At 55.4% G+C, this 11530-nt stretch carries 10 protein-coding genes; 9 read left to right on the top strand and 1 reads right to left on the bottom strand.

Annotation, left to right across the window (positions count from 1 at the left end):
• Positions 1-380 precede the first annotated feature (380 nt).
• On the bottom strand, positions 381-986 hold the full coding sequence (locus H5P30_RS09765) for a hypothetical protein (RefSeq protein WP_185692760.1): 606 nt from the start codon (positions 984-986) through the stop codon (positions 381-383).
• A gap of 102 nt (positions 987-1088) precedes the next feature.
• On the opposite strand from H5P30_RS09765, the gene H5P30_RS09760 reads away from it, so the two are divergent.
• From H5P30_RS09760 to H5P30_RS09720, 9 genes are all read left to right on the top strand, one after another.
• On the top strand, positions 1089-2102 hold the full coding sequence (locus H5P30_RS09760) for a CNNM domain-containing protein (RefSeq protein ID WP_185692759.1): 1014 nt from the start codon (positions 1089-1091) through the stop codon (positions 2100-2102).
• Positions 2103-2247: 145 nt separating this feature from the next.
• Positions 2248-3735: an FAD-dependent oxidoreductase gene (locus H5P30_RS09755; RefSeq protein ID WP_185692758.1), complete on the top strand. Its 1488-nt coding sequence runs from the start codon at positions 2248-2250 to the stop codon at positions 3733-3735.
• Complete coding sequence (locus tag H5P30_RS09750) at positions 3732-4754, top strand: polysaccharide deacetylase family protein (RefSeq protein ID WP_185692757.1); 1023 nt, start codon at positions 3732-3734, stop codon at positions 4752-4754. The genes H5P30_RS09755 and H5P30_RS09750 overlap by 4 nt, the downstream gene beginning before the upstream one ends.
• A gap of 131 nt (positions 4755-4885) precedes the next feature.
• Positions 4886-5647 carry a class I SAM-dependent methyltransferase gene (locus H5P30_RS09745; RefSeq protein ID WP_185692756.1) on the top strand — a complete coding sequence of 254 codons (762 nt, stop codon included), beginning with the start codon at positions 4886-4888 and terminating at the stop codon, positions 5645-5647.
• A gap of 118 nt (positions 5648-5765) precedes the next feature.
• Positions 5766-6275: a DUF2569 domain-containing protein gene (locus H5P30_RS09740; RefSeq protein ID WP_185692755.1), complete on the top strand. Its 510-nt coding sequence runs from the start codon at positions 5766-5768 to the stop codon at positions 6273-6275.
• Between the two features lie 147 nt (positions 6276-6422).
• Entirely contained in the window at positions 6423-7328 is a 906-nt protein-coding gene (locus H5P30_RS09735) for a transposase (protein ID WP_246459582.1), read from the top strand.
• A 123-nt stretch (positions 7329-7451) separates the two neighbouring features.
• Positions 7452-8480 (top strand): NAD-dependent epimerase/dehydratase family protein, encoded by a 1029-nt coding sequence (locus tag H5P30_RS09730; RefSeq protein WP_185692753.1) that lies wholly within the window; start codon positions 7452-7454, stop codon positions 8478-8480.
• Positions 8480-10552: a hypothetical protein gene (locus H5P30_RS09725; RefSeq protein ID WP_185692752.1), complete on the top strand. Its 2073-nt coding sequence runs from the start codon at positions 8480-8482 to the stop codon at positions 10550-10552. The genes H5P30_RS09730 and H5P30_RS09725 overlap by 1 nt, the downstream gene beginning before the upstream one ends.
• A 31-nt stretch (positions 10553-10583) precedes the next feature.
• Positions 10584-11522, top strand: a complete 939-nt coding sequence (locus H5P30_RS09720; RefSeq protein ID WP_185692751.1) for a UbiA prenyltransferase family protein — start codon at positions 10584-10586, stop codon at positions 11520-11522.
• Positions 11523-11530 lie beyond the last annotated feature (8 nt).

The following is an 11530-nucleotide window of genomic DNA, read 5'->3' as shown; positions in this document are numbered from 1 at the left end:
TGAAGTGATTGATGTTAGTGTAGTTACAACATCAGTTAACTTCGATTCCGCTTCTTTGCTACTTCTTTCCCGCCAATCGACGATGAACCTTTTTTGTGGCGGTGGCTCCGGAGGATTCGGCTTCGCTCTCTCGCTCTCTCGCTCTCTCGCTCTCTCGGCGGGGTGGGAGTGCTTACGGCTCCCGCTACCGTTTATGGATGCGGATTTGAACGATCCCCGCAGAGATGGTTTATCGATACGGCTGAGATTTAGGCGGCCCTTCGCCAATGATGACACCGCACATAAAAAAGCCGGCGCGTCCGAGGGGGATGCGCGAGGCAAAGGAGAATTTCGCCCGGATGGCGGGAGTTGGGTCCCGCGGACCGGGGGGCGCGAAGGTCCTACTGGAGGGGAGTCCAGACGTTGACGCCAGCGCTTTGAGAGACGCGGGCCATCTGGTCGAGGATCATTTTCCTGGGGGCTCCAGTCGCACCCATGGACTGGGACATCAATTTCTCGGTGGCTTGCATTTGCTCGATCAGGTCGACTTTCCATGACCCGTCTTCTTTCACGAAGGCGTAGTCCATGGGACTGACTTTTCCGTTCATGATCATCTGGGCGTTGGCTTCGTCGCCGTCGATCGTGATCTCGCCGAGGGAGACGTTGGAGCTGATCTTGGCGTAGTCTTCCGACATCAAAATGAGTGCATCGGCGGCGCTGGTCGGGGCTTTCCCTTTGGCTTCCTTGCGGATGGCGAAGACACTGAGAATGGTCGATATGGGTTTTTCAGAAAGGGTCGCTTTGTCGGCGGTCAGGGCGAGTTGGAGAATGTTTTCGACGTAGGCTTGAGATTCTTTGCTCAGTTGAGAGAAGGCTTCTTGAGCGTTCTTGTTGAGGACGGCTTGGTCGAGGTTGTTGAACGTCGACTGGATTTCAGAGGTGGGATCCGCAGAGGCAATGAAAGGGAGGACTAGAAAGGCGAGGAGGGTAAGTTTGGTTCTGATCATCCTTTGGGATGATGCGAAGATCTTCTGAAAAGGCGAACAGGATCTAGAGGGGAGAAAGTGGGGCTTGAGGTTGGAGAGAGTCTAGATACCGTCGGATCTCACATGGGGTTGTTGATATTCTATTTTCTCTTGGCGGTGCTTTGCTCGTTTCTCTGTTCGATTCTGGAGGCGGTGCTTCTGTCGATGACGCCTTCCTATGTAACGAGCATGAAGGAAAAGGGCGCGCGCTCTGCCAAGTTGCTCGGGTTGTTGAAGGAGAATGTCGATCGGCCTCTGGCGGCGATTCTCAGCCTAAATACGATTGCCCATACGGCGGGAGCTGCAGGCGTCGGTGCGCAGGCGCAGTTGGTCTGGGGAGAGGCCTCGTTGACCATCGTTTCGGCTGTCTTGACGCTGCTCATCCTGGTTTTGTCGGAGATCATCCCGAAAACCGTGGGGGCGACTTTCTGGCGGCAATTGGCCGTACCCTCGGCCTATATCACGTATTGGCTGACGATTATCCTCCGGCCGTTTGTGTGGCTCGCGATGGGGATTACCCGATTGCTGTCGCGCAACGATGACAATTCATCAATGGACCGCGACGAGATGCTGGCCATGGCTCAACTGGGCCAGGCGGAAGGGATTCTCGATCTGACCGAGGCGGCAGCGGTTCGTAGCGTGATCGCCTTTCGTTCCGTGAAAGTCGAAGATGTCCTGACCCCGAGGGTGGTCACCTTGGTGTGGCCATCGGAACGGACCGTGGGCCAGGTGATGAAGGATCATGAGAGCATTCCCTATTCAAGGATTCCAGTGCGGGGAAAGAGCGTTGATGAGATCCTTGGCTATGTGCTCAAGAGTGATATCCTCGCGGCGGCGGCGCGTGATGAGTTTGATCGTCCTTTGTCGGACTTGGTGCACGAGGCTTTTGTGGTGAAAGAAGAGTCTTCGCTCAAGAAGTTGTTTCTTCGGTTCCTGAAGGAGCGAGAGCATATGGCGATCGTGGTCGATGAATTTGGTGGTTTCGCCGGAGTCGTCACTCTGGAAGATGTGATCGAAACGATGATCGGGCACGAGATCATGGATGAGATCGATAAGGTCGAGGACATGCGCAAGCTCGCCCGCGATCAGATGGAATGATCCCCTGAGTAAGGGTGGTCGACTCTGCGGCAAGCATTGTCGGATGCCGGCGACCGGAATGAGGGAGTCCGTCGCGATCAAATTTTCCTGACGGGAGAAGCTTGCCAAAGTCGGGAAAGAGTGGGGCAATTGGGTTTTGAGAGGAATGAGTGCGTCGGATTTAAAATCGGTGGAGATGTATGACCTGATGGTGGTCGGTGGAGGCGTGCAGGGGGCGTGGATCGCTTTCGAAGCGGCGCGAACCGGGGCGCGGGTGATTCTCCTCGAAAAGGACGACTTTGGAGCTGGGACCTCGGCGAATAGTCTGAAGGTACTGCATGGGGGATTGCGGTATCTGCAACATGGGAATTTGAAGCGGATCCGGGAGTCGCGGCGATCGGTGCGTTCCACTCGCGCGCTGGCGGGAGATTTTATTGAGGATATTCCGTTTTACTTGGAAACGCGGGGGAATGGCGTTCGGGGTAGGGGTGCCATGCGCGCGGCGTTGTTTCTTTACGGAATGCTCTGCCGACTCTGGCGGGATGGAGGTCCGGGTCCAGCGGGCAAAGTCTTGGCCGGGGATCCAAAGCGCTTCGTTCCGGGTGGGATTTTTTCTCCGGGGGCCAATGGAGTGGCGTCATGGAACGAGGCGGTGATGACCAACAGTGAGCGGGTCATTTACGAGGTGGTGCGCGCTGCCGAGAAGGCCGGCGCGGTCTGCCGGAATTATTGCGAGGTGCTGGAAATTGAGAAATCCGGCGAGGGCTGGTCGGCGAAGTTTCTCGATCAGCGCGAGTCCTCAACCCGATCTGTAGAGGCCAAGGTTTGTATTGAGGCGACGGGGCCGCGGGTCGAAGAGCGTTTGTCGGAGGGGCGTCTGCCAGTCCTGCGCGGGGTCAATTTGGTTTTCGAAGGGAAGCCGTTGGGGAATCAGGCCGTCGGGTTGGAGAGTCGGGAGGATACGAATGATCCCGATGCACTGGTGCGCCGTGGGAACCGGCTGTTGTTTTTTGTTCCCCGAGGCGATCAGACGATGGTGGGGACTTGGTATGACCGCATGGAGATGCCGGATACCGCCGTGAGCGAGGAGGATTTGGCCCGTTGGTTGGAGGAGATTGAGGCGGTGGCGCCGGGGATGGGATTTGATCGGAAGAGCTTGCGCTATGTTCACAGCGGACTGCTTCCCGCCGATGATCGGGTGGAGGATGTGGCGCAACCGGCTAAGGAGAGTGCTATTTTTGATCTCGAGGAGAATCGCCTGGCGGTACGGACGGTGAAATACACGACGGCCCCGGAGATGGCGCGGGAGGCGTTGGAAGAATTAGGCTGGGAACTCGAGCCGAGGTTGCGGTCGGGAAAGCGGGTTTTTTCGGATGTGCCGTTCCCGTGGGAGTCTCTCCTAGTCGCAGAAGAGGATCCGGCGGAGGCGATCCTCCGCGAGGGGGTGCGGGTCGAAAAGGTCTTTCATCTGGCAGACGCTTTGTTGCGCCGGCGGAATGTTGTGCTCGATGAAGAGTGCTCGGTGGAGGAAATTCATCGGGCGGCGGAGCGGCTGGGGCGCGTTCTGGGATGGAGTCCCGAGAATTGTCGGGCTGAGGCCGAGGCGGTGATCGGGCGTTTGTGCACCAAGATTCCGGAGAGGTTGTGGAAATGAAAAATCCGAAGATTCCCTGGACCGAGAAACTCTGCCCGCTGCGAGCGCCGCTCGATATGGCCACGGGGTGCTACCCGATGTTCCTCTTCGGGGGGCCGTTGAGTCGAAAGATTTTACCCGTTTTCCATTTCCATGAGGTCACTCCTCAGTATTTGGAGCCATACCTGCGGTACTTGAGCGAGAATGGATATCGCTGTGCCAATGTGGAAGAGATGTTGGGGATTCTCGAAGGCCGCGAGACCATTCGGGAGAAAACGGTTTTGCTCACCTTCGACGATGCATGGACCTCTCTCTGGACAGTGGCGGCACCCTTGCTGAGGCGTTATGGGTTGCGGGCGGTGACCTTTGCCGTTCCGGGGCGGGTGTCCGTGCGCGAGGGGGTTCGAACGACGATCGAGGAAGACCCGGAAATGGAAGAATTTGGAGATCGGGGTTGCGAAATGTTTTGCCGCTGGGATGAGCTGCGCAGTTTGGACGAGGAGGGAGTGATTGAGGTCGAGTCGCACACTTTTGCCCACGAGCAGATTCCGGTAGGCGCCGATCAAGAGGTGCCGTTTTGGACCGAGGATTCGCTTCGTGCAATGCCCTTGCTCTCCAAACCACTAATTTGGACGGGCGAGGAATCGTTTCGGCCGGTCGATGAGCGGGAAATCGGTCAAGAGCGATGGGTGACCCGCTCAAGGATGTCAGATGCCTTGGCATGCTTCGAAGGCGGGAGGCTGGAAACCGAGACCGAGAGGGTGGAGGCCATCCGCAAGGATCTGTCGCTCTGCCGGAAGAGGATTGAAGAGGAGCTGGGACGACCGGCGAGAATTCTCTGTTTCCCTTGGGCGGTAGCCGGGGAGGTGGCGAGAGAGGAGGTCCGGAAGGCAGGATATCGCGCGGCTTTTTCGGATTCTTTTCCCGGGAAACGGTATGTCCGCTCAGGGGACGATCCTTTCCGCCTGATGCGGCTGAAGCATAATTGGATCTATCAATTGCCCGGCCAAGGGCGGCGGCGGATTCCCGTGCCGAAGTGAGCGGGTCGAATGATTCACTTCGGGAGGCGGAAGCTCCCGAAAGTCAGCAATTTCGAGGCAGGGTTCCGATTGCCGTTGCCTTTCCATCCTCCGACTGATCCAAAAAAGCTGGTTCCTATTTTCTAATATCGATGGTCAAAGCTGCTTACACTTCTCTGAAACGTAAATTGCCGCATTGGGCCCAGCCATACTTGCTGGCTCATTGGCTCTACTACTGGGTATGTGGGCGAAAAGTCATTGCAGGTCCGTTTCAAGGATTGCGCTACGTCTACACGAGTGTCGGCTCCGCCTATTACAACAAGTTGATCGCCACTTATGAAGTGGAGTTGCACGATGAAGTTCAGAAGCTGATCGACCTGAATCCGGCTAAGATCATCGACGTGGGAACCGCGGAGGGCTACTACGCTGCTGGGTTTGCCAGTAAGATTCCGGATGTCGAAGTCGTTGCCTTTGAAGGCGATCCATTGGGGCGGAGCCTCCAACGTAAGCTTCTGAAACGCAATGGCCTGGAGAATCGGGTGCGGATCGAAGGTTTCTGCGATCCGGAAGCATTGGACCGGGAGATTGGTGACAAGGACCCGACCCTCGTAATTCTGGATTGTGAGGGATACGAGAACGAACTCTTCGACCTGGAAAAGGTTCCCGGCTTGGCCAACTGCCATCTCCTGATCGAACTCCACTTCTTTGCCCATGCGGACATCTTGGAACGTCTGAAGGAACGCTCGAAGGACACCCATGACCTGAAGCACATCGAGCTTCGCGAGCGCACACTGGACGATTTTCCAAAACACCCCATCCTCAACCTCTGCCCGAAAGGCTTGAAGAAATACTTCATGCTCGAAGGCCGGAATGAGGAAACGGAGTGGCTCATCTTGTCTCCGAAGCAATCGTAAATCGATCTAGCGAGATAGATAAGGTTTGGCATCTGCTCTGAAAAGGACTGGGCTGACCCCTTCATAAGGCCATCCGGACCCAACCTGGAGTGCAAAGGCCTACTTTGAATCGAAAGCAATGGAATCCCCCAATACCCCCTCTGGTCTAGGCGGCTGGCTAGTCCTCCCCATTCTCGGCTTGTTAGTCGCCCCCTTCGCCTTGGGAGCCCTGCTGTTGACCACCTATGGCCCAATTTTCGATTCCGGAGGCTGGGACGTCCTCACCACCCCTGGGTCAGAATACTACCATCCCCTATGGGCTCCGCTCCTGATTTTCGAAATTGCCGGAAACTTCGGCCTTCTGGTCTTCTCCATTATTCTCTTGGTCTTCTTTTTCCAGAAAAACGCAGCGGCCCCAAAAGCAATGATCGCCTTCCTGATCATCAATTTCCTGTTCGTGACGATCGACCTGATCGCAGCCGACTTCATCCCTATGGTTTCCGAGTCAACTGAAGACGACGCCATGGAAGGCGTAGTCCGCGCCGGAATCTCAGCCCTAATCTGGATCCCGTATTTTCTCCGTTCCAAGCGAGTGAAGAATACTTTCATCCATAGGATGGTCCGATCCTCTCAATCTTCGGAGAGGTAACATTGATCAAATTCCGAAAGTTACTGGTAAGGGATAATTTAATATAACCGTTATAAAATATTCGACTATGACTTGAAGAAAGGTGATAGTTTTGGCATGGGCAAATTAAGACGTAAGGAATCGGACCGATTGTCTTATCATCATCTGATGAGCCGGACAGTGAATGGGGAGGCTCTCTTCGGGGATCGGGAGAGGGAGGTTTTGCGAAAGATGATCTGGCAGGTGGCCGAGTTCTCCGGGGTTCGGGTGGTTACTTATGCGGTGATGAAGAACCATTTTCATATTTTGGTGGAGGTGCCGCCAGCAGGGACGGAGGTTTCGGATGCTGAGTTGGTTCGGCGGTATCGGAAGCTTTATCCTAAGCCTACTCCTTGGAATCCAATGCCTGCGGAGGTTTTGGAAGGGCATTTGAAGGATAACTTTCTTGATGGGAGGGAGTTGCGCAAGGAGCTTACCCGCCGGATGCATGATGTCTCTGAATTTATGCGGACTTTGAAGCTTCGATTCACGCTTTGGTTCAATCGGTCGCGGGATCGGTTTGGGCCGCTTTGGTCGGCCCGTTTTAAGAGTGTTTTGGTAGAAGGGGACCGTTGGGCACTTAGAACGGTGGCGGCGTATATTGACTTAAATGCAGTTCGGGCGGGGTTGGTTTCGGATCCTAAGGATTATCGGTTTTGCGGTTATGCGGAGGCTCTTGGGGGTGGGCGACTGGCTCGAGCCGGGCTTTCGGTTGTGGATAAGGACCTGGCGGGGTATCGGCAGACTTTGTATGGGGCTGGCGATGGAGAGAAAGATGGGAAAGAGTCCATTTCTCACGAAGAAGCGGTCCGGGTTTTGCAGGAGGAGAAGGGGAAGTTGCCTCTTTCCGTGGTATTGCGGTGTCGGGTTCGCTATTTTTCAGACGGGATGGTGCTGGGATCGGAGGACTTTGTGAACAAGTTCCTAGAGGATGAACCGGAAGGGAAGCGGGCGCGAAGGCCTCGTCCTTTGCGGGGGAGTGACTGGAAGGGGCTCTCTGTTGGGACTGGGTTGCGCAAGGGGTTGTTTGGATAGGTCCTGGGTGTTGTTATTTTCGTTATTAGAGAGCGGAGTGACCGGAAAACTTAATCGAATGGAGAGGGGCTGGGTGAGTTGCGGGATTGACCCTTCTGCTCTCCGTAAGGTTATTGTTGAGTGATGTCGCGGGAACATTTGAAGGCAGTTGAATCGTCCTATGCTGGGCAGAGGGTTCTGGTAACGGGAGCTACGGGTTTTGCCGGGGGAGTGTTGGCTCGTCGGTTGGTCGAGGCTGGGGCTCAGGTTCGGGTGCTTGTGCGCTCTCGGGAGAAGTTGGCTTCGAAGGGGCTGGCGGGCGTCGAGTGCGTGGAGGGATCGGTGACGGATCCTTCGGCAGTGCGGGAAGCGGTTGCCGGAGTGGCGAAGGTTTTTCATTTGGCAGCGGTTTATCGTGAGGGGGGGCTCAACGATGATGTCTACCGAGAGGTTCATGTTGAGGGGACTCGAAATCTCTGTGCGGCGGCTGTGGCAGAGAAGGTTGAGCGATTCGTCCACTGCAGCACGGTTGGCGTGCATGGGCATATTGAGAACCCACCAGCGGACGAAAACTATCGATATTCCCCGGGGGACATTTATCAGGACACGAAACTGGAAGGGGAAAAGCTGGCTTGGGAGTTTTATCGGGAGAAGGGTTTGCCGGTGAGTGTGGTTCGGCCGGCGGCGATATTTGGGCCGGAGGATCAGCGGCTTTTGAAGATGTTCCGACTGGCAAATCGTGATCGAATTTTCCTGCTCGGAGATGGCGAGATCTTTTACCATATGGTGCACGTGGAGGATCTTGCCTCCGGGTTTCTCTTGGCGGGCACCGTGCCCGAGGCGGTGGGGGAACCGTTTATTGTCGCTGGGGACCGCTATCTTTCTCTGAACGAGCTGGTGCAGAGGATTGCCTCGATTATGGGGAAAAAGGGGAAACTGGTTCACCTGCCAGCGGCGCCCGTGCAGTGGCTGGGAACGATCTGTGAGAAGACGATGATTCCTCTCGGTCTGACTCCGCCCATTTATCGGCGTCGAGTGGATTTCTTTACCAAGAGCCGGGCTTTCGATATCCGGAAAGCGCAGCGAATTCTTGGATATGAGCCGGCATACCCGATTGAGGATGGCTTGCGGGATACCGCCGACGCTTACCGAAAAGCGGGCTGGATTCGATGATGGCGGGGACATCCCTCGGGGGAAGGTCTTCCCGCATTTTACGAAATCCGCTTCTTTGGGTGGTCGGGATCGCGTTCATGGTGGTCTTGGTGAAGGGGATGCTTTTTCTCGCATTCCCTCCGGGGTGGCTCAGCCCTGTCGAGTTGAAGGTCGAGGTCCGCTTGGAAAAGGACGCGCGCACTTCGCTCCACGGACGGAAAGATGACGTCTTCCTGCAAATCTATCAAAATACCGGGGAGGGGATGAGTGAAGAGGAGAGCCGCCGGATCCCGGTGGTCGCTTCGGGGAGCTATGAATGGACGAAGATTGTCCTGCCTTCGCGGAATTGGGAGGAGATTCGTTTTGATGGACCGTCGCAGCCGGGACTTTTTTCGATTCGGGCGGTGCGGTTGTTGTCGGACCAAAAGACCTTGGAATGGCGTGGTGAAGAATTACGCGAAGTTCTGATTCCCACAGTTCAGTTGACGGAGATCGGACCCGATGGTGATGGAGGGCTGATCTTTCGTTCATCAGGAGGCGACCCTCAGTTCGATTTTCTGATCAATCCTCCGGAGCCTTCGGTGTTCGGAGGGGACCAGTTCTTCCGGTTGCTCTTACCTCTGGGGGCGACCTTTTGTGCGTTGGTGCTCTTCGGGTGGGGCTCGATTTTCATGATTCGGGTCTGGTTGGAAATGAGACAAGAGGGAGGGGGGCTGGCTGGATTTCTTGGGGTCTGGGTCGGTGTCGGCCTCTTCTTATTTGTCGTCACCTATCTTTCCTTAGGGGCTCAAGCTGAGAAGAAGCCGGTGCCCCAACATATGGCTGGGCACAATCTTTACTTTCATCTCACGGAGTCGTTCCTACACGGGAGACTCGATTTGCTCGAGGAGCCCTCTCGGCCTCTCCTCGAATTGGAGAATCCCTTTGATCCGGTCGCGAACGAGACTTTGCGGCTGCATGATGCGAGTTTCTTCCACAATCGCTACTACGTCTATTTTGGTCCGGCACCGGTCGTCACTCTCTACATTCCGTGGCGAGTGGTGACGGGAACCGACCTACCGGATCGGTGGGCGGATGCGTGTTTTCTTTCTTGGGCGTTTTTCTTTCTCTTCTTCACTTTCCTGCGGGTGCGCAGTCTCTTGCCGACCAAGCCGAGTGGAGGTTCGATTCTCGTGGGGCTGCTCACGATTGGCCTGACAACCGGGGCTCTCTTTTTGATGGCGCGTTCGGTCGTCTATGAGGTTGCGTTGAGTTCGGCTTTGATGTGGATGGCGGCGGCGGTCTTCCTGACCTTCGAAGGTCTGCGGAAAGGGAGGTCGGCGTTTTTGTTGTTTTTTGCGGGGTTGGCCCTGGGATTCGCAATGGGGAGTCGGCACTCGTTTGTTCTGGTCAGCCTCGTTTTTGTCGCATCGGTATTTCTCTTTCTGGTGCTGCGGCGGGGATATTGGGTGGAAGGTCTGCGCAAGATCCTCGCCCTTTCTATTCCGGCTGCGGCAATTGGGTTGCTGCTTCTGGTCCACAACTATTCGCGTTTTGGAGATCCGTTGGAGTTTGGACACAATTTCCAGATAGGCGTGGTGGATCCGAACACCGTGGATTTCCTCGAGCCGGAGAATTTGGCCTATAACCTGACCATTAATCTATTTCAGCCCCCGGCGATCTATTCGCCGTTTCCGTGGATTCATCTGAGAGGTCAGGAGTTGCTCGAATGGGTGTCTCGGCCGTCGTCTTATATCCGGGTCGAAGGCGGGGTCGGTCTCTTGGTGGCGAATCCCTACCTAGTGCTTTTGCCATTTCTTTGCCCCGTGGCCTTCTGGCGCTGCTCGGACCGGCGGGCCCTTTGGCTCTTTGCGGTGGTGGCGGTAGCTGCGGCGATCAATTTTCTCATCATCGCCCTCTTTTCCTATTCCGCGCCGCGTTACGCAGTGGACTATGTGCCGTGGATGGTGCTCCTGTTTGCTCTTTGCTGGTCGGCTCGCGGAAAGGACGATCCAGTGGGATGGGGGCGTCGAATTCTCGGTTGGCTCTTGATTCCGACACTGGCTTGGAGCATTTACGTGCATTTCGGGTTGGCCCTTCAGCGAATTCTTTGAGGGAATCCCCGTTTAACTCTTTTTTATTTCGATGAATCCCTATTTGCGCATCGCTCGACCTGACCACTGGTTCAAGAACATCTTCATGCTTCCCGGCACCGGGCTTGCCCTATTATTTGTCGGGGAGCTGACTGGAACTTTTTTCATCCATTTCATCCTCGGGGTGGTGGCGACCTGTCTGCTGGCTTCGGCGAATTATGTGATCAACGAGTTTCTGGACGCAGAGTTTGACCGGTTTCACCCGATCAAGAGTCAGCGGCCGAGCGTTCAGGGGAAGATCGAGGCGAAGTGGGTCATTCTTGAGTATCTGGCTTTCGGTCTGATCGGACTCGGGATCGCATTTTACCTCGGGAAGCTCTTTTTCATCGTTTCCATCTTCTTCCTCTTCATGGGGTTCCTCTACAATGTGAGGCCCTTCCGGCTGAAGGAGCGGGTGATTGTCGATGTGCTTTCGGAGTCGATCAATAACCCGATTCGTCTGGTTTTGGGATGGGCGATTGTGGCGAAAGACATCCTGCCTCCCTCCAGTGTGCTGCTGGCTTATTGGTTTGGGGGTGCCTTTCTGATGGCAGTGAAGCGCTACTCGGAATACAGCAGCATCGACGATCCGGAGCGGGCGGGGCTCTATCGCCGATCATTTCAGAAATACACGAAGAACATCCTTCTCCTCTCGAGCTTTTTTTACGCGATGAACTCGACCCTCTTTCTCGGGGTCTTCCTCATTAAATACCGTATCGAGTTTCTCCTCATCTTCCCTTTTGTCGCGGTGCTCTTCACATGGTATCTCTGGTACGGGCTGAAGCAGGACGGCGTCGCGGAGAATCCGGAGGAAATGTACAAGCGGAAGTGGTTCGTTCTCTACACAGTTTTTGTCTGCCTGCTGATCATCTTCCTCTTCGTGGTGGATATCCCCTCGCTTTCAATCTTCCTCGAAGAGAAATTCATTCAGCTCCCAACGGTTGGGGGTTGATTACGAAA

Source organism: Puniceicoccus vermicola, from assembly GCF_014230055.1.
Classification (GTDB): Bacteria; Verrucomicrobiota; Verrucomicrobiia; order Opitutales; family Puniceicoccaceae; genus Puniceicoccus; species Puniceicoccus vermicola.
Note: the sequence above shows the minus strand (reverse complement) of the source record. Positions and strands in the feature narration are given on the sequence as shown.

Coding starts and splice junctions, on each gene's coding strand:
- H5P30_RS09765 (WP_185692760.1), bottom strand. CDS start 986: ATGATCAGAACCAAACTTACCCTCCTCGCCTTTCTAGTCCTCCCTTTC.
- H5P30_RS09760 (WP_185692759.1), top strand. CDS start 1,089: ATGGGGTTGTTGATATTCTATTTTCTCTTGGCGGTGCTTTGCTCGTTT.
- H5P30_RS09755 (WP_185692758.1), top strand. CDS start 2,248: ATGAGTGCGTCGGATTTAAAATCGGTGGAGATGTATGACCTGATGGTG.
- H5P30_RS09750 (WP_185692757.1), top strand. CDS start 3,732: ATGAAAAATCCGAAGATTCCCTGGACCGAGAAACTCTGCCCGCTGCGA.
- H5P30_RS09745 (WP_185692756.1), top strand. CDS start 4,886: ATGGTCAAAGCTGCTTACACTTCTCTGAAACGTAAATTGCCGCATTGG.
- H5P30_RS09740 (WP_185692755.1), top strand. CDS start 5,766: ATGGAATCCCCCAATACCCCCTCTGGTCTAGGCGGCTGGCTAGTCCTC.
- H5P30_RS09735 (WP_246459582.1), top strand. CDS start 6,423: ATGAGCCGGACAGTGAATGGGGAGGCTCTCTTCGGGGATCGGGAGAGG.
- H5P30_RS09730 (WP_185692753.1), top strand. CDS start 7,452: ATGTCGCGGGAACATTTGAAGGCAGTTGAATCGTCCTATGCTGGGCAG.
- H5P30_RS09725 (WP_185692752.1), top strand. CDS start 8,480: ATGGCGGGGACATCCCTCGGGGGAAGGTCTTCCCGCATTTTACGAAAT.
- H5P30_RS09720 (WP_185692751.1), top strand. CDS start 10,584: ATGAATCCCTATTTGCGCATCGCTCGACCTGACCACTGGTTCAAGAAC.